We start from the raw sequence: 19732 nt of genomic DNA on the forward strand, positions 1-19732 counted from the left end.
TCCCTGTCAATTCCGTAGATTGGTTTCACAGCATGAATCAATACAATGATTGACATGACTTCATCCCCATCGGGCACGTCGATGAACACGGCCCGTTCCGCAGAATGGTTCACCAAGGCGAAAAAACTCACCCCGGGGGGAGTCAACTCCCCGGTCAGAGCGTTCGGATCGGTCGGGGGGCAGACCCGCTTCATCGAAAGCGCATCGGGCTCCACGCTGGTTGACGTCGATGGAAACACCTATGTGGATCTGGTGTGTTCCTGGGGTCCCATGCTCATGGGACACGCGCATCCCGTTGTGCTGGATGCGGTCCGCGCCGCCCTGGCCAAAGGTCTGTCCTTCGGGGCGCCGACGATCGGCGAGGTGGAGCTGGCGGAGGATATCATCAGGCGCACCTCGGTCGAGGAGGTGCGCCTGGTCAACTCCGGGACTGAGGCGACCATGTCCGCCGTTCGCCTGGCCCGCGGTTACACCCGCCGCCCGAAGATCCTGAAGTTCGAAGGCTGCTACCACGGCCACGTGGATGCGCTCCTGGCCTCCGCCGGTTCCGGAGTCGCCACCTACTCCCTTCCCGATTCCCCCGGTATCACCGGCGCGCAGACCGCCGACACCATCGTTGTCCCTTATAACGACATTGAGGCCGTGCGCAACGCCTTCGCACAGTATCCGGGCCAGATCGCCTGCATCATCACCGAGGCGGCGGCGGGCAACATGGGAACGGTGGCACCCCGGGAGAATTTCAATGACAAGCTCCTGGCCATCGCCCACGCGGATGGCGCGCTGCTGATCATCGACGAGGTCATGACCGGCTTCCGCACCTCCTACCGCGGCTGGTACGGCATTGACAGGGTGACGGCGGATCTGGTCACCTTTGGAAAGGTCATCTCCGGCGGACTGCCGGCGGCCGCCTTCGGCGGCAAGGCCGAGATCATGTCCATGCTGGCCCCGCAGGGGCCGGTCTACCAGGCGGGCACGCTGTCCGGAAACCCTGTTGCTGTTGCGGCGGGGCGGGCGTCGTTAAGCCTGGCCGATGAGGCGCTCTACGCAACCATCGATGCCAACGCCGACCGGCTCGGCGGTCTGATCTCCGCCGCGCTCGGCAGGGAGGGCGTCGCCCACCACATCCAGCGCGCCTCGAACATGCTCTCCATCCGCTTCGCGGAGGGGGAGGGGCACAACTTCAGTGACATGAAAGCCGCCGACACCTTCCGATTCGCACCCTTCTTCCAGACCCTGCTCGACCATGGCGTCTATGCCCCGCCGAGTGTTTTCGAGACCTGGTTTGTGTCCTCGGCACTTGGCGAGGATGATTTCCAGAAGATTGATGATGCCCTGATCCCCGCAGCACGCGCGGCCGCCGCCGCCACTGCGCCAACCGCGTAAAGGTGCCATGAGTTCCACGATCGTTCACCTCGTCCGCCACGGCGAGGTCCACAACCCCGAGAAGATCCTCTACGGCCGGATGCCCGGATACCGGCTGTCCGAGCGGGGTCGCAACCAGGCCGCCGCCACCGCAGCCTCCTTCCGTGGCCACGATGTGGTCCATCTGGCCGCCTCCCCGCTGCAGCGGGCCCAGGAGACTGCCCAGGCGTTCGCGCAGGTCACCGGATTGGAGGTGCTCACCGACGAGGATCTGCTGGAGGCGGGCAACCGCTTCGAGGGCCTCCGGACCAAGGGATTGCGTTCCCAGCTGTGGAACCCGATCAGGTGGCAGCTGATGACCAGGCCCTCCCTGCCCAGTTGGGGCGAGCACTATTCGGTCATCGAGGCGCGGATGATGGACGCGGTGGAACGGGCACGGCTGGCCGCCGAGGGCCATGAGGCGATCCTGGTCAGCCACCAGCTGCCGATCGTGTGCGTACAGCGCAGTGTCCGCGGCCAGGGTCTGGGCCACAATCCCGCGGCCCGCCAGTGCGATCTGGCATCGGTGACCTCGCTGATCTTCCGTCAGCAGGAGATCGTCGACATCTGTTACACCGAACCAGCGCAGGAGATCTGATCCACCGTGTCCAGAACCCGACTCGCCGCAGCCATGACAGCCGTGGCCCTCGCCTCCGTGACCCTGGTCGCCTGTGGCGAAGACAGCACCGCCGGCACCGACGCCGTGGCCGTCGGTGGGACCTTCCAGTTCCATTCACCGGGTGGGCAGACGGAGATTTTCTATGATCAGGCCGATCGTCAGCCGCTTCCGGAGATCAGCGGTGATTCGCTGATGCAGGAGGGCACCACGATTTCACTGTCGGATTTCGAGGACCAGGTTGTCGTGCTCAACGCCTGGGGACAGTGGTGCGCCCCCTGCCGCTCGGAATCCGATGACCTCCAGGCCATCCAGGATGAACTCCAGACCGCGGGTGGTGCGGCCGGCCCGGTGGGCACCGTGCTCGGAATCAACGTCCGTGACTACTCACGGGAGATCGCACAGGATTTTGTCACCGACAACGGCCTGACCTACCCCAGCATCTACGACCCGCCGTTCATGACGGCCGCGGCACTCGGCGGAGTCCCGGCCTCGGTCATCCCCACCACGATCATCCTGGACCGGCAGCACCGGCCGGCGGCGGTGTTCCTGCGTGAGGTGACCGCCGGGGACGTCCTCGACGTGGCACTTCCGCTGGTGGACGAGACCTAGATGCTCACGATCACCGCAGCCCAGGGTCTTGGCCAGCAGTTCGCCGACACCGCGGCGTCGGGTCCCCTCCTGCTGGGGATCCTCGCGGCGGCCGCGGCCGGGCTGGTCTCCTTCGCCAGCCCCTGCGTCGTTCCCCTCGTCCCCGGGTACATCTCCTACCTCGCCGGTGTGGTCGGGGGAGAGGTGGAGTACACCTCGGGTGGCACAAGGGTGAAGACCCGCCGCGGTCGGGTTGCCGGAGCGGCGCTGATGTTCATCCTCGGGTTCACCGTGGTGTTCGTCCTCGCCACCGCCACCGTCTTCGGTGCCATCAGTGTGCTCACCCTCAACGCGGAGACCCTGATGCGGGTCGGTGGCGTGATCACCATCATCATGGGGTTCGTGTTCATGGGGTTCGTCCCCGGAATGCAGAGGGATACCCGGATGGCACCCAAACGATGGACCACCTGGCTCGGCGCACCACTGCTCGGCGGGGTCTTCGCCCTCGGCTGGACGCCCTGTCTCGGACCGACCCTGGCCGCGATCATTTCCGTGTCCGCGGGCACCGAGGGAATGACGGCCGCCCGCGGAGTGATCCTGATCATCGGGTACTGTCTCGGCCTCGGTTTGCCGTTCCTCCTGCTCGCGCTGGGATCCACCAGGGCACTCCATGCCGTGGACTGGCTGCGGCGGAACTCCCGCCGTATCCAGATCTTCGGCGGGGTCATGCTGGTACTGGTCGGAGTGGCGCTGCTGTCCGGAACCTGGGCGATCTTCATCAACTGGATCCGGCAGTGGACAGTGGAGTACGGCGCCACCCTGCTCTAGCGCCTTCACCGCAGGCGGTAAATCAACAATCACAACGCGAGGAAGAGAAGCAGCAAGCAAATGCTCAAAACAGTGAAGGTGTACGCAAGGAAGGCGTGGCACTGGCTCACGAGTATGAGAACGGCACTCGCCCTGCTGTTCCTCCTGGCGGTTGCCGCTATTCCGGGTGCGCTGCTCCCGCAGCGCTCCCTCAACGAGGGCAACGTCCAGGAGTACCTCGAGAGCAACGGTCGGCTCGCCGAGATCTACGACAGGCTCCAGCTCTTCGACGTGTTCTCCTCCTCCTGGTTCACAGCGATCTACATGCTGCTGCTGATCTCCCTCGTCGGATGCATTCTGCCGCGCACCTGGGACCACTACAAGGCACTGCGCGCTCCGGTGGTGCGGGCTCCGCGGAACCTCTCCCGACTCGCCCACCACGGGCAGGGGAGCATTGACAAGCCGGCCGCCGAGGTCGAGGCCGATGCCCGCAGGCTGCTCAAGGGTTGGAAGATCACCGCGTACACGCCGGCGGAAGACCGCGCGGGGGCGGCGTCGATCGCGGCCGAGAAGGGTTACATCAGGGAGTTCTTCAACCTTGTTTTCCACCTCGGCCTGGTCTGCGTCATCGTCACCGCCGGTCTGGGGCGGCTTTTCTACTATGAGGGCCACGTCATCGTGGTCACCGACGGGGAGCAGAGTTCGCAGAACTCGATGTTCTGCAACACCGCCACCGCCAATTATGACTCCTTCCGTGCGGGTGCGAATTTCGACGGGACGGGCCTGAGTACCTTCTGTTTCGAGGCGCACGACTTCTCCGCCGATTATCTGCCCAACGGTCAGGCGGAGATGTTCCGGTCCAACATCTCCTACGCCCTCGGCGATGACATCAACACCGATCCCGCCACCTGGGAGGACTATGAACTCCGGGTCAACCATCCGCTGCGGATCGCGGGCGACCGCGTCTACCTGCAGGGACACGGTTTCGCACCGACCTTCTCGGTGAAGTGGCCCAATGGCGAGACCCGGACCCAGACGGTCCAGTGGCGTCCGGACGATCCGACCTTCTTCCTCTCCTCCGGGGTCATGCGCTTCGATCCCCCGGCCGGAATGTTCCCGGATCTCTATGAGCGTCGCCAGAATCAGCTGGCCATCCAGGGATTGTTCGCCCCCACCGCGGAATGGAGTGGGGAGAACGGTGAGCTGCTGACCTCGGCCTACCCCGCCATGCGTGATCCGGCGGTGGCCATTGACATCTACCGTGGTGACAACGGCCTGGACACCGGTGTCGGGCAGTCGCTGTTCTCCCTGGACACCTCGCTGATGCACAGCGGTCAGCTGCAGCGCATTGAACGCGTGAACCTGCAGGCCGGTGACACCGTGACTCTGGACGACGGCACCGAGGTCACCTTCGACGGTGCCTCGGAGTTCGCCAACTACCAGATCAGCCACGACCCCAGTCAGGTGTGGGTCCTGGTGGCCACCAGCATCACACTGGTCGCCCTTGTGGGATCGCTGATGATCAGGCGTCGTCGTATCTGGGTGCGTTTCTATCCGCAGCCCGATGGCGGCACCCGCGTCGAGACCGGTGGCCTTGCCCGCACCGACCGCGCGGGTTGGGGCTCGGAGTATGAGGTCTTCCATAACAAACTCCTCGGTATCGAGGAGACCGATGAGGAGGACGAGGTCTACTTCGATGATGAGGACCGTGATTGATGGAGGTCCTTTATGCTGGTCACAGCTAGTTCACAGTTCCTTTGAGTTTTCCACACCCGTTCAGGTGAGCATTGGTTGTCATCCCGGTTGAGCGGGTAGTGTGTCATCAAAACCGCACAATTCGTATGAGATAAGGGTGGCCCAACCCATGCCGGTCAATCAGACATTTGCGACGTTCTCGGACACCGCTTTCGAAACCGCGTTTGTCGTATACTTCCTCGCACTGATTCTGTCATTGGTGTACTACGTCAAGCAGCAGGGCATCATCGATGCCCGACGCGAAGCCATGCGCGTTCAAGAGGAGCGCTCACTGGTCAGTGTGGGGGCCGCGGATGCGGACTCCGCCCCACTTTCCGAGGACGTGGATCTCAATGCGGGTCTGGTTCCCGATGAGGCGCTGGCGGCTCGTGAGGGCAAGGCCCGCAAGCTGGCGAACATGACGCAGTCGCTGATGTGGCTGGGCGTGCTCATCCACCTGGCCTCGATCGTGCTGCGCGCACTCTCCGCTTCGCGCTTTCCCTTCGGCAACCTCTACGAGTACGTGCTGGTGATCACCTTCTGCGCGATGTTCCTGGCGGCCTGTGCGCTGCAGCGCCCGCAGCTGCGTGTCATGTGGCCCTGGGTGGTCACCCCGATGCTCGGACTGCTGTTCTTCGGTGGGACGAAGCTGTACGCCGATTCGGCTCCGGTGGTTCCCGCACTGCAGTCCTTCTGGTACCCGATTCACGTCTCCACCGTGTCCATCGGAGCGTCGATAGGCATGGTTTCCGGTATTGCCTCCCTGCTGTACCTGCTGCGCATGTGGCAGCCGAAGGGACGGGAGAAGGGCTTTTTCGGAGGTGTGGCCAAGCCGCTGCCCTCGGCGAAGACCCTGGACAACCTCGCCTACAAGACCGCGATCTGGACCGTACCCATCTTCGGTCTGGGGATCGTGCTCGGCGCGGTGTGGGCTGAGGCCGCATGGGGCAGGTTCTGGGGATGGGACCCGAAGGAGACGATGGCCTTCATCACCTGGATCCTCTATGCCGGCTACCTGCACGCGCGAGCCACCGCCGGATGGCGCGACACGAAGGCCGCCTGGATCAATATCGTGGCGCTGGGGACAATGGTGTTCAATCTCTTTTTCATCAACATGGTTGTCTCCGGCCTGCACTCCTACGCCGGACTGAACTAACCGCAGGTCATCGCGGGTGACCCTAAATCACCCGCATCCTTGTGCCGCACCCTTTCCGGGGGTGCGGCTTTTTCATGCCCAAGATCAACGGAGCCGGGTGCCCCGGCGTCCGGTGCGATCAGCGTGGTCCCGGCAGTTCAGTGGAGGTGGCTCCGGGGCATGGAGAGAACGGAGGTGAGCACCTCGGTCACCGTCTCCGAGTTCTCGGGGTTGATCGAGTAGTAGCCCCATCTGCCGTCCTTTCTCCTGGTGACCAGATCCACGCTGAGCAGCTTTTTCATATGGTGGGTGATCGTGGGGGCGGAGAGGCCGAGCGTGTTCGCCAGGCTGTTCGAGCTGATCCCCGCGTTCGGCTGGGAGGCGATGAGGTAGAGGATGCGTAGACGTGTCGGGTCTCCGAGGGCCTTGAAGAAGTCGCTGGCCAGGTCCGCTCGTGCATTCAGTTCACCGGGTGGGACAGCAGATAGTCTGTCCACGACCGGCTCGGAGGAGCGGGGGTGCGGGCGATGCGGCGTTGGGGAGGCCATGCGTCCACTATATAGGTTTGGATTACCTAATTTTCACCCGGGGTGCCCTTCCGCGCCCTTCCGCGCCCTTCCGCGCCCTTCCGCGCCCTTCCGCGCCCTTCCGCGCTCCTCCCACGTCGATCCCCGGTGACCTGGATTCGCGGCCTCAGGGGTTCGTCCCCTTCCCCTCCCCGGACTGGTCATCGTCGTCGCGTTGATTCTCCGCGTCCTGATCGGGGCCTTCCGTCTCCTTCGGCCCCGTGGGGTCGGAATAGCGCTCCCGGGCTCGCTTCATCCGGTCCTCCTCCTCCCGGAGGGCGGCTTCCTGGGCACGCCGCTGTTTGAAGCGGTTCTTCTCGATGTTCCAGAGGAATTCCTCGTCATCGTCGGGTCCCTTGATTTCGCGCGCGGATGCGGATCCGCCCCGTCGCTGTTGGTTTCCCTTCCAGGTGGACGGCTTGAACGCCATCCACAGCAGCACGATCGCTGCGACAATGAGCAGTAGAAGCAAGAGTCTTCCCATCTTGTGCCTCCTAAAAAGTCTTCCTCCCCTCCACAATACGTGGCCCGTGGTGGCTTCTTTCTGTGGAAGGAGGGTTTGAGTAGGGTAAAGCGTGTGAGTGAGTCCATCAGCAACCAGCAGCCCGAACTAGATCGCAACGTCCAGAGATCCGCGCGCCGGAACGTCATCGTCTATGCGGGCGCGAGGGTGCTGCTCGTGGTGGTGTTGACCCTGATCATCCAGGGTCTGGCCTGGCTGATCAGTTCGCCGGTGCCGCTGGTGATGTCCGCGATGCTGGCACTTGTCGTGGCATTTCCCCTGTCCATGCTGATCTTCGACAGCCTGCGCATCAACGCCACGCGCGCGGTCGGCCAGTGGGACGCCCAGCGCAGGGCGCACCGTGCCTGGGTTCAGCAGGAACTGGCCGACCGCTGAGCTAGAGCCAGGCCAGTGCGGCGGCGGTCACCACGGCCCACACCGCCATCCCACGCCCGGTCATGCCGAGTACCGGGATAAGTTCCCTGCCCTTGAGTCCCCGGATGATCGGCAACGCACCGGCGAGGTAGAGCGGCAGTGCGATCAGAGCGAGCAGCACGGGAAGCGTCGCCGCAGCCATAAGCACCGTCATGATGAACGGTGTGCAGACCAGCCCGATGAACAGTCTCCTGGATCCGGCATCCCCCAGGCGCACGGCCAGGGTGATCTTTCCGGCGGCGGCGTCGCTCGGGATGTCTCGGATGTTGTTCGCCAGATTCACCGCAGAGGATGACGCCCCGATGCCGACGGCCGCCGCCAGGCCAAGCCAGCTCACCGCACCGCTCTGGGTGAACTCGGTGCCCAGGACGGCCACCAGACCGAAGAAGATGAACACCGCGAGTTCTCCGAGGCCCATGTATCCGTAGGGCCGTGAGCCCCCGGTGTAGAACCAAGCGGCCAGGACGCAGATGACGCCGCCGAGCAGTAGCCACCACGCACTGCTCAGGCTCAGCGCCGTTCCCGCGATGCCGGCGACACCGAAGCTGATGAAGGCCGCCATTTTCACCTGTCGTGGTCGTGCCAGTCCCGAGCCCGTGAGCCTGAGCGGCCCGGAGCGATCATCATCGGTGCCACGGACCCCGTCGGAGTAGTCGTTGGCGAAGTTGACACCGATGATCAGCGCCCAGGCCACCAGGGCCGCGAGGATGGCCTTCCACCAGACGAATCCCCCGTGGTAGGCGGCCACCCCGGTGCCTGCGATAACGGGGGAGAATGCATTGGCCCACGTGTGTGGGCGGGCACCCTCGAGCCATTGGGATGCGGTGGGGCGCGGGGAACCAGAGATTTCAGACATGGTCCCCATCTTTCCCCATCAGCGGTGCGTTGGCGTAAATGCCCATGGACGGTGCGGAGGGCGCGGTTGGGGCTATTGTGTTTGGGAGGTAGGAGAACGGGTGTCTGGACCGTCACCCGTTAATCGGATTGATGGAGGTGAGCCCGGATTCCATGTGGATCGGATATGCGGTTTCCCAGATTGCGAGCATCTTCCTCACCTTCCTCAGGATGGTGCCCCTTTCGTTTCGGAACAGGTTCTCACACGCTCAAATTCCGGATGACGGCGATGTGGTCGTTTCCCTGACCACCCATGGGAGCCGACTCGCTCACGCCCATCTGACCATTGAATCCATCGCCAGGGGTTACCTCAAATCGCCGATCGTGCTCTGGCTGGATGAGGGGGATTTCAACGGGGTCTGGCCGGCCACCATCACCCGCCTGGTGGACCGCGGGCTGCAGGTCAAATGCAGCGACGGCTCCTACGGCCCGCACACCAAGTACTGGGGTGAGTTCCGGGAACTGCGGGGAAGTGGAAAGCGCGTGGTCACCGTGGACGATGACATGATCTATCCGGAGTGGTTCCTGCAACGGCTGTTGTTCATCGGTGATCTGCGCACCGACGTCGTGGTCGCCTACCGTGCCCACCGCATTGAACTCCGGGACGGACGGATGCTGCCCTACGTCAAGTGGACTCCCGCCAACACCTCGGAGGCCTCCTTCCTGCACTTTGCCACGGGCGTGTCGGGTGTCCTCTATCCCTCGAGTTTCATCGAGTACGTCGTTGAACAGGGGGACGTGTTCCTTCAGGGATGCCGGAGGGCGGATGATGTGTGGCTCCATGTCTGCGCACTGCGATCGGGACACCCGATCCGGCAGGTCTACGCCAAGCCCCGGCACTTCGCGGTGGTGCCCACGACCCAGCTGGGGGCCCTGGTGGTGGGCAACACCCTCATGGGCGGAAACGACGAGCAGATCGCACACGTGTACACAAGGGAGGATGTGCAGATCCTCATCGAGGCCAGTCGCAGGGAGGACTAGAACAACCTCGATACCGCCCGCCGGTCTACCTTTCCCGGGCCGATCATAGGCAGCGCGGACAGGTGCATCAGCTGTTTGGGCAGCTGCCACCGCGGCAGATCATCGAGCCCCTCGATGATCGCTGCGGGGGAGGGGGTTCCGGAGTAGACCGCTACGATGGCCTGACCGAGCCGGGGGTCCGGGATTCCGACCACGCAGGCGGCACTGACTCCCTTGATGTCGGCGATCGCACGCTCCAGGACCTCCGGATGCAGTTTCAGTCCACCGGAGTCGATGACCGCGTCGAGCCGTCCGGTGACGGTGAGTCGGCCGTCGACAAGCTCCCCTGCGTCCGAGGTCCTGAACCAGCCTGCTTCGCTGAAGGCCTCGGACCCCGCCTCGTTGCGGTAGCCCCTGGCTATCATCGGGCCACCGAGTTCGATCCGGGAATCGCGCACCCGGCCACGGGCGCCGGGCAGCGGGCGACCGTCGTAGACGCAGCCGCCGGCGGTCTCCGAGGAACCGTAGGTGGTGACGATGCTGATGCTGAGCGCGGCGGCCGCCTCGCCCGCCCGGTGGCTCAGGGCCGCCCCACCGATCAGGATCGCGTCGAAGAGACGGAGGCCCTCGATGCCCTCCAGGGTGTCCATCGCCTTGAGAAGCTGCATGGGCGTCAGCGCGGTGTAGATGCGGTCGCCGGTTTCCTTGAGCTCGCGGGCGGCCGCGGTGAACTCCGTGACATCGAAACCCCCGCTGAGATTGAGTGCCAGGGGTTCGACCCCGGCGACCAGGGAACGGATGAGAACCTGGATTCCGGCGATGTGGTGGGCGGGCATCGCAAGCAGCCACTGCCCCTCCCCGCCCAACCGGGCGTGGGTGGCATCGGCCGAACTGATCAGGTTCCCGGCCGTCAGCAGGGCCCCCTTGGGCGTCCCCGTGGATCCGGAGGTCGACATCACCAGCGCTATCTCCGCGTCGATCGGCTGTCCGGCCCGCTGGGATGCCGCCAGAAGCTGTGCCCGCGCCGGGTCCTGCGCGGGCACGGGGAGAAAGGAATGCTTGCCGACGACCGCGGCCTCCAGCTGCTCAATGATGGCGGTCGGTTCGGCCAGGCTGACGGGCAGAACCTCGAGGGTGTGGGGGGACATGGGAGTTGAGTTTAACCGGGCTCCAAAGGAGCCGACACATTCCTCAGGGCCGTGACCCCGGCGGGGCCGCCCTCAGGAGTGGTCGAGAACCGCGAGTATGCCGATGCTGTCGATTCGGCACGGGCCCGACGATCCCGGCTCCGTACTGAGCCAATGGATGAATCTGCTGAACGTGCTCATTGGTGCGCCTCCTCGGAATGCTCTCTGCGAACTGGTGGAACCAACTCTAAATAAGAACTCAAGGTTACGCAAGGGTAAATAGAAGTTTAACAATGTCTGGGGTGGGTGCCTTTTCCGGACGTTCGGGCATGGCCGGCGGTGGCGGAGTGGGGAACACCGGGTCAGGAAACCGGGAAGCCGGCATCCTTCAACGCGTCCCGGATCCGCGTGATGTCCTCCTCCAGGGGAGCCTGGGCGTGGATCCTCAGGATCAGTCTTCCGATCTGTTCGCGGGTGATCGGTTCCGGGCGCAGCGTCGTCGATTCCCCCTCGGCGATGATCATCTCGGTCAGTTCCCTGAGATCGGCCTCGGTGAGTTCACGTTCAAGTACGTAGAAGAGGGCGAAGGTGTCATGATTGGGAATGCCGTTGGGATATCCCTGGCGCAGCCAGTTGAGCACGCGGGCCGCGACGCCGGGGCGTGCGGTGGATCGATCCTGGGATTTTTCGCTCACACCTGGTCATTTTAACAAGGTGTCGCCGAGATGCACCCAATATATGTGGGGCGTTGTGCTACGCCTCCGTGCCGAAGATGTCCACCCCGAGGTACTGGTGGATCGTGCCCTTGGTGATCCACAGGATGCCGACGGCGATCGCCAGGATGATCACCGCGAAACACAGTACCGCCGCCACCTTCCCCGGCGTTGTGGATGAGGCCCCGCCATCGGAGGTGGAGGGCCCGTGAGCCAGTCGGATGCCCAGGGCGAACAGCGCCGGGAGTCCGGCGCCCAGTACGATGCCGACGATGGTGACCTCGATGAGGCTTCCGAAGAGTGCGGAGAAGTTCATTTACCTGGATTCCTCAATCTTGGGCGCGGGCGTTCCCACCGATTCGGCGGCAGGCACCGTGGCATCGGACTCCGCATCCCATTCCTGGTTCACGTTGTCTGGATTGACCGGGGCCTTGCGCGACTCGGCGAAGATGTAGCCGGAGAGGCCGAGGAGGACGGTGAAGGCCACCAGCACGCCGACCATGTCCGTGGAGACCAGTCCGACCCCGTGTGCGAGCCACCAGCACAGCGCACCGACAAGTGCGGAACAGGGCAGGGTGATCACCCACGCCACGGCCATGCGCCCCGCGACCGACCAGCGCACCGATGCGCCCCTGCGGCCGATCCCGGTACCCATGATGGAGCCGGTGGCCACGTGGGTGGTCGACAGCGCCATGCCGAAATGCGAGGAGGTGAGGATGATCGCTGCGGAGGAGGTTTCGGCGGCCATTCCCTGGGGGGAATCGATTTCCACCAGTCCCTTGCCCAGGGTGCGGATCACCCGCCAGCCACCCATGTAGGTTCCGATGGCGATGGCCAGGGCACAGGATGCCTTGATCCAGAAGGGGATATCGGCCTCCGCGCCGATATGTCCGGTGGCCACCAGCGAAAGGAAGATCACGCCCATCGTCTTCTGTGCGTCATTGGTTCCATGGGCGAGGGAGACCAGGGAGGCAGATCCGATCTGCCCCCACCGGAAGTAGCGGTTCTTGTCGCGGTCGTCGACGGAGGAGGTGATCGCGTACACGGCGAAGGTTCCGATCGCCGCCACCAATCCGGCCACCACGGGGGCGGCGAGTGCGGGCAGGATCATCTTGGACACCACACCGCTCCACACGACACCGCCGAAACCGAGCGACGCGATCGCGGCACCGATGAGGCCTCCGAAGAGGGCGTGGGAGGAGCTGGACGGGATGCCGAGCAGCCAGGTCAGGAGGTTCCAGGTGATGGCTCCGATGAGGCCTGCGAAGACAACGAGGAGGAGTCGGTGGGAGTCCCACGCGTCGCTGAGGTCGAATTCATCGAGGTTGACAATACCCTTGGCCACCGTGGTGGCCACCTCAACGGAGAGGAAGGCCCCGATGAGGTTGAGGGTGGCGGAGAGGGCGACCGCGACCTTTGGGCGGAGTGCTCCGGTGGCGATGGATGTGGCCATGGCGTTGCCGGTGTCGTGGAATCCGTTCGTGAAGTCAAAGGCCAGGGCCGTTGCTATCACGATCAGCAAGATGATCAACTCAGTCACGACTATGCAGTATGCACTAATCGGGACGGCGATCGGGCATCGAATACCGGCGTTTAACTGCTAAACCGCAGGGTGTGTCCGGGAGCTCAACCCGCAATGGGGGTGGGCACGTGTACTGGGGTTGCCATGATCATTGGGTCCGGCCCATTTTTGACATGCGCTTTTCCTGTCGACTTATGCCTCACGCGCGGCTAGGTAAATTTTTTAGGACTTAGGTGGACACAATGAACCAAACAGATGAACAGTGAGTGAATTTTGACACCCTGCCCTGAGCTCCCCGAAGGGGAGGGGCCGCCCGCGACGGGCGGGAAGTGCGCGGGCGGCCCTGGAACATCTGAGGGGGAGGTTGATAACACTCCGGCTCGGATGACATGACTGCGGGTCGCAGGTGGCAGCCGGGGGAAAGCGGCAGGTCCTTTGGCATCCTCGTAACGCACCACCGACCCCTACCTGCGCAGCACAGCTCTTCAGCCTGATCGTCGGTCACCCGAGGACTCGACGCCGTGGTGCTCAACGTTTCAAACTCTCACCGGGCTGGCGGAATCCAGGTGGAGGCCCCGACCAGAACCTGCAAACCCCTCGCGTGGTCAATTCCATCTGCGTCAGGGCATCAACGACCACGCGCCCGGTGGGGTGCTGCGACGTCCTCGATGACGAGCAGAAGGACACCGGTGCGGGATTCCGGATAGGGGCGCGCAGATGCGTCGTGTCGGCTGGGGTGGGGTCGGTGGCGCTAATGATCGACGATGGTTCGTGCCACGCCTTCCCTCGCGTTCGCAGGTGCTCTTGCTCCAGGGTTAAGCAGCGGAGGTTAGGGCCGAACCGACCGTGGTCCAACTGGAAAGCCCGACGGTTCCATCGCTGGTTGCTTACCGGGTCTGAGCTTTTGGTGGAGCGAACTGGGAACGAACCTATTTTCTTATCCGGACACCGCAGCGTCTACTCCGCGGCGGATTCGCTGACCGTAAGCCGGGGAATCCTCATCCTTTAACAGGAAAATACCTGCCCAGGTACTCTCTGAGTCCCGGGTCGATGACATAAAGAAAGGTCCCTTTGATCGCCCTGGTCAAGAGGACTGCGTAGATGTTGGTTATGTACTTGAGCAGGTCCTGTTCAGTAGTTGTCTGCCCGCGCATCTTGTTGCTCTTTTTCCCTTGGCGGTCAAAGTAGTTCGACTTTTCCGCAAACAAGCCAAGCTCCGGGGTGTATCTGAGATCGGCACCAACAATGACACCCGCGTAATTGAGGTCATAGCCCTGAATGGTGTGGATAGACCCTGCTTCGTTCACGGCATTGTCAGAGGAAACCCAATCAACCACCGCGGTGTTCCACTGATACCTGACGCCGTCGCCCAAATCTATGTCAAAGGCTTCCGGGTCCTTCTTGCTTACCCAATCCCAAGCGTAGCCGGCGACGATCCGGGAGAGACCCGACTCTTGTTCGAGACTCTTGATGGTCGAGTCGAACTCAGCCGGTGAATCTATGATGGCCAGATCGTACCCCTCGAAATTCAGCCTTTCCGTCGGTGGGATCGGGGACAGTACCTCCTGCACATATTTGATGTAGTCCCGGCCTCCCAGGCTGCGCATTTGGGTATGCAACCTGTAATTCCTGTTATCCGGCACTGAGGTCAGCAGAGCCTGAAACTCCTCCTTCGGCAGATCATTCGGTCGGATTGACTGTGCCAGATCAAGCATGAGGATCACGTGACGCGATTTCTTCATCAACCATTCCAACTGCGAGGCTTGAGGGTTCTCACCGTTGAACAGCCGCTGATTGATGTTATTGAACCTCTTTGTCAATGCGGGGACCGATTGCGATGAGTACTGGTTGAGCCGATGAGCCTCATCGACGATCAGAACATCGAAGGTGTCGGGAGACTCAGCAACGGTGAACGCTGACATAACCATCGACTTCTCCAGACCGGGAGTGGCAGCGAAGACCCTCTCGAAGGATCTGCGGAGAGCCTGCTGAGGAACCACAACGCCGATCTTCAGGTTCCTGAAACGTTCCCGCGTTCCCTCAACGAAGAATTCCGAGAACATTTCGTCGCCGTCGATATCCTCGCCACCACTGAACTCTGAGATGTCACGCAGCAGCTTGGCCAGATAGATGGCGACAATGGTCTTGCCCGTGCCGGGATCTCCCTGCACAACAACCATGCTGCCGAGTTCCCTGCTCGCAACCAGATCCTCACTTAGCCCCTCGAGTATGTCCATTATGGCAAGACCTTGGTCGTTGTTCAGTGCCTTGAAGGGAGATAGTTTAAAGAGTTCGGAGTTGACGATCTCGGGAATACTGCGCTGAAAAAGCCCGGCGTTTCTCAGCTCATCGAATATCTCACCGAAGGTCTCCTGATAACGGTCCCGGCGGTAGTAGTCCGCATTGGAGATGCCCATGTTGCGATTGAGGACCTCATTCTCGCCATCTCCAAAAGCAAGGCTGATCAGAAATGACTCCAGATCAAGACAGACGGACTTGTTGAAGGTGTCGTCGAGGACCACGCGAACGGTCCTGAGATCAAGGTCCTTCTTGCCTTCGAGATGCTGCTTCATACGCGTATTGAAGTTCCTTGATTCGCCGATGTAGATTCGACCCCTCTGTGTCGTCGAGCGTGCCGGGCGATTCAGGATGTACACCACCGGCCAGTTGACCAGATGACGGTTATTCCTTGTTGAGTCGATCAAATCCACATCGAAATCAAACTGTTGGATCTCAAAGCCGGTCATACTTCTCCGACTTTCCAAACGCTTTGTTGACCGGATACTTCTTCTCCGTAAGCGCGAGTTTCTCCAGGACGATTGTTCCCGGATCGACATCAAGCTTCATCGCCAGGAAATAGCAGTAGGTCAACACATCGGCCAACTCAAGCCTTACCTGTTCCTCATCCCCCCTGGCATTCCACTGAAAACACTCAAGCAGCTCGGCGGCTTCGATGCCTATGCTTTTCGCAAGGTTCTCCCGGGAATGAAACTGCTCCCAATCCCGAACTTGAGCGAACTTCCTCAGGCCTGCAAAAACCTGCTCAGTATCCATAACAGGTGATATTAACAACTGGGGAATTCCCCGAAAAGGGGCAGCGGTACCTTCCTCCTCCCGAGTCGGTCGCGGCGATCCGGGTCGTGTCCTTCACCGTGTGGGGTACACGGGGATTGCAGTCAGGATAACAGCCAGGATTTGAATTTCTCCCGCTCACCGTGTCCGAGCGCGAGGTACCAGGACTCGACCGGGGTAGATGAATGACCTCCCACTTTGCGCACTGTGCGGGACTGCCAGCCCGTCCCCAGCATCCGGATCCAGGGGATCGTCGTCCTGAAGAGACAGAGTCGGACTCAACCCGGTGATCCAATGGGACCCCTGTGCTGGTCGGGTCGGGATGTCGTCGTCGCATCAGCGGGGGTGATCAACTGAACAGGTCTGCGACGTCGATAGGCAGTGACCTTCAGGATCCGGCCACGGGTTCCCTCAACTCCGCCTGCCAGCAGCCGAGGTGCTCGGGCAGGACATGCCAGAGAACTCAGGTCCAGTGGCGGCGGATCACGCCCCGATGATCCGGCAGGAGCAGGGAATGGATGACCGCTTTGTCCCCCGCTGGACTGCAGGAGCGGTTGGTTGCCTGTTTGCTGTTCGCCGGCCGGCCACATCCGTGAATCCGGCGAGACGGACCGCGATCACGAATCAACAGCTGACGGCATGCGCTCTAGGGCGTGTCTGATAATTGAGGGTAGCGCGGCATGGGACCATAGATCCCGTGTCGCGCTTCCAACTTCTCACCGATGACCAATGGGCCCTGATCTCCGATAAGCTGCCCCATCGCACCGGCAAAAAGGGTCGCCCCTTCTCCGACCCCCGACTCATGCTCGAAGGCATCATCTACCGGATCCGCTGCGGTATTCCCTGGCGTGACCTGCCGGAATGCTTCGGATCCTGGCAAACCGTCTACCACTGGCACAACCGTATGGCCAAAGACGGCACCTTCGATGAGATCGTGACCACCCTGATTGCCGCAGCCGACCACCAAGGCCTGGTGGATTGGTCGGTCAGCATCGACTCGACGATCAGTCGTGCCCATCAGCACGCTACGAATATCACCCGCCACACAGGGGGCTTTGTCGAATTACAACAATCGGCTGACCGAGCGGCCTGACCACGGTTTCGGACGCTCCCGGGGTGGGCTATCAACCAAGACCCATGCCCTAGTCGATGGGCAGGGCCTGCCCCTGGTGATCTTGATCGGCCCTGGTCACGCCGGTGACAACCCGCAGGCGGTTCCCTTATTGGAGGGCCTGTGGGTTCCTCGGCCGATCGGTCGGCCGCGTACCCGGCCGGATGAACTACGCGGTGACAAGGCGTATTCCTCGCGGGAAGTGCGCTCTTGGTGCCGGAAACACCGGGTCAAGGTGACCATCCCGGAGCCTGATGACCGGATCCGGAACAGACAGCGGAAAGGCTCGAAGGGTGGCCGGCCTCCGAAGTTCGACGCGACTTCCTATAGGGGTCGTAACGTGGTGGAACGTCGGTTCTGTGAGTTCAAGAACTGGCGAGGTATAGCTACTCGCTACGACAAATTATGTGTGGTGTTCCGGTCTGGGGTGATGTGTAGAGCGATGGTCGCCTGGCTGAACCATTTATCAAACACGCCCTAGTAGTAGTAGGGGAACCGGGACCAGTCGGGATCCCGCTTCTCCAGGAAGGACTCCTTGCCCTCGACCGCTTCATCGGTCATGTAGGCAAGTCGCGTCGCCTCGCCGGCGAAGACCTGCTGCCCCATCAGGCCGTCGTCGGTGAGATTGAAGGCGAATTTCAGCATGCGCTGCGCGGTGGGGGACTTGCTGTTGATCTCGCGCGCAGCCTGAATGGCCTCCTCCTCCAACTCACCGTGGTCGGCGACGATGTTCACCGCACCCATCTGCTGCATCCGCTCGGCACCATAGGTGCGGCCAAGGTGGAAGATCTCGCGGGCGTTCTTCTGGCCCACCATCTTTGCCAGGTAGGCGGAGCCGTAGCCGGCATCGAAGGACCCGACATCGGCATCGGTCTGTTTGAAGCGTGCCTCCTGGCGGGAGGCGATCGTCAGATCACAGACGACGTGGAGGGAATGCCCGCCTCCCGCGGCCCATCCGTTGACCACGGCGATGACCACCTTGGGCATGGTGCGGATCAGGCGTTGCACCTCGAGGATGTGCAGGCGACCGCCCTCCACCCTGGCCCGCGCCTCATCGATGCCGGAGGCGTCGGCACCGCTGTCGTTGGCGTCATGGGAGGTGGCGTACTGGTAGCCGGAGCGGCCCCGGATACGCTGATCCCCGCCGGAGCAGAAGGCCCAGCCGCCGTCCCTGGCACTCGGGCCGTTGCCGGTGAGCAGCACGGTTCCCACATCCGGTGTGCGGCGGGCATGATCGAGGGCGCGGTAGAGCTCATCGACGGTGTGCGGGCGGAACGCGTTGCGGACCTCCGGCCGGTTGAACGCGATTCTCACGGTGCCGTCGGCGCGCGTGGTGCCGACGTGGCGGTGGTAGGTGATGTCGGTGAGTCCGTCGAAACCCTCCACGGTGCGCCATTGCGCGGGATCGAAGGGATTGTCGGTGGAGTATTCAGTCATGTCCCACAGCTTAGAAGTTCCACCCGCCGGTGGTACCGGTCGCCGCCGGCTTATCTAGAGTTGGGTCCATGACAATCCCAACCGTCGATGAGATCCTCGACCGCGCCCATGTCGTGGCCCTGCCCATGAAGGTGAGGTTCCGGGGGGTGGACACGCGTGAGGCGCTGCTCATCGACGGGCCCGCCGGATGGGGTGAGTTCGGGCCCTTCCTCGAGTACGGACCCCGGGAGTCCGCGGCGTGGCTGGCATCGGGAATAGAGGCCGCCTGGCGCGGCTTCCCGGCACCGCTGCGCGATCGCATCGAGGTCAACGCCACCATTCCCGCCGTCGACGCGGATCAGGTGGCGCAACTACTGGAGAACTACCCCGGGTGCCGGACCGTGAAGGTCAAGGTTGCGGAGAAGGGACAGCTTCTCGACGCCGATGTGGCACGGGTCGCCGCAGTGCGTGCGGCCCGGCCGGGCGCGGTGATCCGCGTCGACGCCAACTGCGGGTGGAGCGTCGGGGAGGCGGTGGCGGCGGCGGAGGCCCTCGGCCCCCTCGACTATCTCGAGCAACCCTGCGCAACGCTGGAGGAGCTCCGCTCGGTACGTGGGATTCTGCAACGCAGGGGAATCTTCACCCGCGTCGCAGCCGATGAATCCATCCGCAGATCCGATGATCCCTATCGGGTGGCGGAGCTGCGTGCCGCGGATGTCGCCGTGGTCAAGGTCGCCCCCCTCGGCGGTGTCCGTCGGGTTCTCGGGATCGCGGCGCACCTGCGGGCGCGGAGCATGGACATCACCGTGGCCAGTGCGCTGGACACCGCGGTCGGCATGAACGCGGGACTGGCCGCGGTGGCAGCGCTCCCGAGATTTGAGGACGATGATCTCATGGACGCCCCTCCGGCACCGGCGGGGCTGGCAACATCCCGGCTGTTCATTGAGGATGTCGCCGCACCCCGTCAGATCCGGGACGGGTTCCTGTCCACCGCGGTGCTGGAACCCGAGGAGGCACGGCTGAGCGGACTCGCCGCCTCGGCGGCCCGACGCGACTGGTGGTTCGAGCGGGTGCGCCGGGCGTGTGCGTTCCTGGCGGAAAACTAGCTCGACCGGGCCCCGGAACCGATG

At 63.0% G+C, this 19732-nt stretch carries 21 protein-coding genes; 11 read left to right on the top strand and 10 right to left on the bottom strand.

What is annotated here, in order from left to right:
* Positions 1–45: 45 nt before the first annotated feature.
* The 6 genes from hemL (at position 46) to ccsB (ending at position 6305) form a co-directional block, all read left to right on the top strand.
* A complete protein-coding gene (hemL, locus tag B7E02_RS03975) occupies positions 46–1383 on the top strand; it encodes a glutamate-1-semialdehyde 2,1-aminomutase (RefSeq protein WP_080793287.1) in 1338 nt (445 codons plus the stop codon).
* 7 nt (positions 1384–1390) lie between these two features.
* Complete coding sequence (locus tag B7E02_RS03980) at positions 1391–1999, top strand: histidine phosphatase family protein (protein WP_080793289.1); 609 nt, start codon at positions 1391–1393, stop codon at positions 1997–1999.
* A 6-nt stretch (positions 2000–2005) separates the two neighbouring features.
* Positions 2006–2629, top strand: a complete 624-nt coding sequence (locus tag B7E02_RS03985) for a TlpA family protein disulfide reductase (protein WP_143336635.1) — start codon at positions 2006–2008, stop codon at positions 2627–2629.
* Positions 2630–3436, top strand: a complete 807-nt coding sequence (locus B7E02_RS03990; protein ID WP_080793290.1) for a cytochrome c biogenesis CcdA family protein — start codon at positions 2630–2632, stop codon at positions 3434–3436.
* A gap of 60 nt (positions 3437–3496) precedes the next feature.
* Positions 3497–5131: a cytochrome c biogenesis protein ResB gene (locus B7E02_RS03995; RefSeq protein WP_080793293.1), complete on the top strand. Its 1635-nt coding sequence runs from the start codon at positions 3497–3499 to the stop codon at positions 5129–5131.
* A gap of 148 nt (positions 5132–5279) precedes the next feature.
* The gene (gene ccsB, locus B7E02_RS04000) at positions 5280–6305 is read left to right on the top strand and encodes a c-type cytochrome biogenesis protein CcsB (RefSeq protein WP_080793295.1); all 1026 of its coding nucleotides are present in this window, start codon (positions 5280–5282) and stop codon (positions 6303–6305) included.
* A 137-nt stretch (positions 6306–6442) separates the two neighbouring features.
* Here the strand turns inward: ccsB and B7E02_RS04005 are convergent, their stop codons facing one another.
* Both B7E02_RS04005 and B7E02_RS04010 read right to left on the bottom strand, forming a co-directional pair.
* Positions 6443–6832: an ArsR/SmtB family transcription factor gene (locus tag B7E02_RS04005; RefSeq protein WP_080793296.1), complete on the bottom strand. Its 390-nt coding sequence runs from the start codon at positions 6830–6832 to the stop codon at positions 6443–6445.
* A gap of 145 nt (positions 6833–6977) precedes the next feature.
* On the bottom strand, positions 6978–7334 hold the full coding sequence (locus B7E02_RS04010) for a hypothetical protein (protein WP_080793298.1): 357 nt from the start codon (positions 7332–7334) through the stop codon (positions 6978–6980).
* A gap of 93 nt (positions 7335–7427) precedes the next feature.
* Here B7E02_RS04010 and B7E02_RS04015 point away from each other — a divergent pair, with 93 nt between their 5' ends.
* The gene (locus tag B7E02_RS04015) at positions 7428–7748 is read left to right on the top strand and encodes a DUF4229 domain-containing protein (protein WP_080793299.1); all 321 of its coding nucleotides are present in this window, start codon (positions 7428–7430) and stop codon (positions 7746–7748) included.
* A 1-nt stretch (position 7749) separates the two neighbouring features.
* On the opposite strand, the gene B7E02_RS04020 is transcribed toward B7E02_RS04015, so the two are convergent.
* Positions 7750–8643 (bottom strand): 1,4-dihydroxy-2-naphthoate polyprenyltransferase, encoded by an 894-nt coding sequence (locus B7E02_RS04020; RefSeq protein WP_080793301.1) that lies wholly within the window; start codon positions 8641–8643, stop codon positions 7750–7752.
* A 152-nt stretch (positions 8644–8795) separates the two neighbouring features.
* Between B7E02_RS04020 and B7E02_RS04025 the strand changes: the two genes are divergently transcribed.
* Positions 8796–9662, top strand: a complete 867-nt coding sequence (locus tag B7E02_RS04025) for a glycosyltransferase (protein ID WP_080794426.1) — start codon at positions 8796–8798, stop codon at positions 9660–9662.
* Here B7E02_RS04025 and menE read toward each other — a convergent pair.
* From menE to B7E02_RS04055, 6 genes are all read right to left on the bottom strand, one after another.
* The gene (gene menE, locus B7E02_RS04030; RefSeq protein WP_080793303.1) at positions 9659–10789 is read right to left on the bottom strand and encodes an o-succinylbenzoate--CoA ligase; all 1131 of its coding nucleotides are present in this window, start codon (positions 10787–10789) and stop codon (positions 9659–9661) included. The two genes, B7E02_RS04025 and menE, sit on opposite strands and share 4 nt — an antisense overlap.
* Before the next feature lie 341 nt (positions 10790–11130).
* A complete protein-coding gene (locus tag B7E02_RS04035; RefSeq protein ID WP_080793305.1) occupies positions 11131–11463 on the bottom strand; it encodes a DUF3349 domain-containing protein in 333 nt (110 codons plus the stop codon).
* A 58-nt stretch (positions 11464–11521) separates the two neighbouring features.
* The gene (locus B7E02_RS04040) at positions 11522–11797 is read right to left on the bottom strand and encodes a hypothetical protein (RefSeq protein ID WP_080793307.1); all 276 of its coding nucleotides are present in this window, start codon (positions 11795–11797) and stop codon (positions 11522–11524) included.
* Complete coding sequence (locus B7E02_RS04045) at positions 11798–13021, bottom strand: inorganic phosphate transporter (RefSeq protein WP_080793309.1); 1224 nt, start codon at positions 13019–13021, stop codon at positions 11798–11800.
* A gap of 980 nt (positions 13022–14001) precedes the next feature.
* On the bottom strand, positions 14002–15750 hold the full coding sequence (locus tag B7E02_RS04050; RefSeq protein WP_080793311.1) for a DUF2075 domain-containing protein: 1749 nt from the start codon (positions 15748–15750) through the stop codon (positions 14002–14004).
* The gene (locus B7E02_RS04055; protein ID WP_080793314.1) at positions 15737–16057 is read right to left on the bottom strand and encodes a nucleotide pyrophosphohydrolase; all 321 of its coding nucleotides are present in this window, start codon (positions 16055–16057) and stop codon (positions 15737–15739) included. The genes B7E02_RS04050 and B7E02_RS04055 overlap by 14 nt, the downstream gene beginning before the upstream one ends.
* A gap of 715 nt (positions 16058–16772) precedes the next feature.
* Between B7E02_RS04055 and B7E02_RS14485 the strand changes: the two genes are divergently transcribed.
* On the top strand, positions 16773–17168 hold the full coding sequence (locus B7E02_RS14485; RefSeq protein ID WP_080793317.1) for a transposase: 396 nt from the start codon (positions 16773–16775) through the stop codon (positions 17166–17168).
* A complete protein-coding gene (locus B7E02_RS14920; protein WP_425429775.1) occupies positions 17086–17667 on the top strand; it encodes an IS5 family transposase in 582 nt (193 codons plus the stop codon). The genes B7E02_RS14485 and B7E02_RS14920 overlap by 83 nt, the downstream gene beginning before the upstream one ends.
* On the opposite strand, the gene B7E02_RS04070 is transcribed toward B7E02_RS14920, so the two are convergent.
* Positions 17664–18623, bottom strand: a complete 960-nt coding sequence (locus B7E02_RS04070) for a 1,4-dihydroxy-2-naphthoyl-CoA synthase (protein ID WP_080793320.1) — start codon at positions 18621–18623, stop codon at positions 17664–17666. The two genes, B7E02_RS14920 and B7E02_RS04070, sit on opposite strands and share 4 nt — an antisense overlap.
* A gap of 68 nt (positions 18624–18691) precedes the next feature.
* On the opposite strand from B7E02_RS04070, the gene B7E02_RS04075 reads away from it, so the two are divergent.
* On the top strand, positions 18692–19708 hold the full coding sequence (locus B7E02_RS04075) for an o-succinylbenzoate synthase (RefSeq protein ID WP_080793321.1): 1017 nt from the start codon (positions 18692–18694) through the stop codon (positions 19706–19708).
* The last annotated feature ends 24 nt before the right edge of the window (positions 19709–19732 follow it).

It is taken from the genome of Corynebacterium pacaense (assembly GCF_900169525.1).
GTDB lineage: Bacteria > Actinomycetota > Actinomycetes > Mycobacteriales > Mycobacteriaceae > Corynebacterium > Corynebacterium pacaense.

What these genes read in the sequence shown, in the direction of transcription:
- hemL (WP_080793287.1), top strand. Translation starts at nt 46, where the DNA reads ATGATTGACATGACTTCATCCCCATCGGGCACGTCGATGAACACGGCC.
- B7E02_RS03980 (WP_080793289.1), top strand. Translation starts at nt 1,391, where the DNA reads ATGAGTTCCACGATCGTTCACCTCGTCCGCCACGGCGAGGTCCACAAC.
- B7E02_RS03990 (WP_080793290.1), top strand. Translation starts at nt 2,630, where the DNA reads ATGCTCACGATCACCGCAGCCCAGGGTCTTGGCCAGCAGTTCGCCGAC.
- B7E02_RS03995 (WP_080793293.1), top strand. Translation starts at nt 3,497, where the DNA reads ATGCTCAAAACAGTGAAGGTGTACGCAAGGAAGGCGTGGCACTGGCTC.
- ccsB (WP_080793295.1), top strand. Translation starts at nt 5,280, where the DNA reads ATGCCGGTCAATCAGACATTTGCGACGTTCTCGGACACCGCTTTCGAA.
- B7E02_RS04005 (WP_080793296.1), bottom strand. Translation starts at nt 6,832, where the DNA reads ATGGCCTCCCCAACGCCGCATCGCCCGCACCCCCGCTCCTCCGAGCCG.
- B7E02_RS04010 (WP_080793298.1), bottom strand. Translation starts at nt 7,334, where the DNA reads ATGGGAAGACTCTTGCTTCTACTGCTCATTGTCGCAGCGATCGTGCTG.
- B7E02_RS04020 (WP_080793301.1), bottom strand. Translation starts at nt 8,643, where the DNA reads ATGTCTGAAATCTCTGGTTCCCCGCGCCCCACCGCATCCCAATGGCTC.
- B7E02_RS04025 (WP_080794426.1), top strand. Translation starts at nt 8,796, where the DNA reads ATGTGGATCGGATATGCGGTTTCCCAGATTGCGAGCATCTTCCTCACC.
- menE (WP_080793303.1), bottom strand. Translation starts at nt 10,789, where the DNA reads ATGTCCCCCCACACCCTCGAGGTTCTGCCCGTCAGCCTGGCCGAACCG.
- B7E02_RS04040 (WP_080793307.1), bottom strand. Translation starts at nt 11,797, where the DNA reads ATGAACTTCTCCGCACTCTTCGGAAGCCTCATCGAGGTCACCATCGTC.
- B7E02_RS04050 (WP_080793311.1), bottom strand. Translation starts at nt 15,750, where the DNA reads ATGACCGGCTTTGAGATCCAACAGTTTGATTTCGATGTGGATTTGATC.
- B7E02_RS04055 (WP_080793314.1), bottom strand. Translation starts at nt 16,057, where the DNA reads ATGGATACTGAGCAGGTTTTTGCAGGCCTGAGGAAGTTCGCTCAAGTT.
- B7E02_RS04070 (WP_080793320.1), bottom strand. Translation starts at nt 18,623, where the DNA reads ATGACTGAATACTCCACCGACAATCCCTTCGATCCCGCGCAATGGCGC.
- B7E02_RS04075 (WP_080793321.1), top strand. Translation starts at nt 18,692, where the DNA reads ATGACAATCCCAACCGTCGATGAGATCCTCGACCGCGCCCATGTCGTG.